1 protein-coding gene is annotated in these 563 nt (G+C 47.6%); it reads right to left on the reverse strand.

Features of this window, described 5'->3' with window-relative positions; genetic code table 11:
• Positions 1-563, reverse strand: a 563-nt coding sequence (locus tag R7O13_RS29550; RefSeq protein WP_318305550.1) for an Hsp33 family molecular chaperone HslO, incomplete at both ends; no start/stop codon positions are given.

Consider the following 563-nt stretch of genomic DNA (forward strand, 5'->3'; position numbering starts at 1 on the left):
TGTATAGACGGTATAGTAGATCGTTCGCTTCTAGGCCAAACAGTTCTTCGTCTTTTACGGTGTTAGTCAGTTGCTCTAGGTGCTCGAAGTCATCTGGAGAACCAGTGCCATCAGGAATAACCTGAATAAGCATACCCGCCGCGTGCGGTTTACCTTCGAATTCGCCAGTGCGGATCCAAAGACGCGTTTTTAGCTGCTCAGAGTTAGCGAAGTAACCTTCTAGTACTTCTGTCAGGTTTTCACCTTCTAGACCAACCACACCTTGGTAGCGCTCGCCTTTTTTCGGCTCGATAGTGATAACTAGGTAACCTTTACCCATCATTTCGTGCAGGCTAGCGTCATCAGCGATGTCACCTTCCCAACGCGCCACACCACGAACTTGTTGGTTGTGGTCGCCATTGATTACTGCAAGAGAAACAGGACCGTCACCTTGAAGTTGGATTGTGATTGAGCCTTCGAATTTAAGAGTTGCAGTCAAAAGAGTCGTTGAAACGAGTAGCTCACCCAACAGTTTTTGTACTGCTGCCGGATATTCCTTGCTGGAGATAATACGTTGGTACGCT

Source organism: Vibrio sp. Y176 (genome assembly GCF_033438945.1).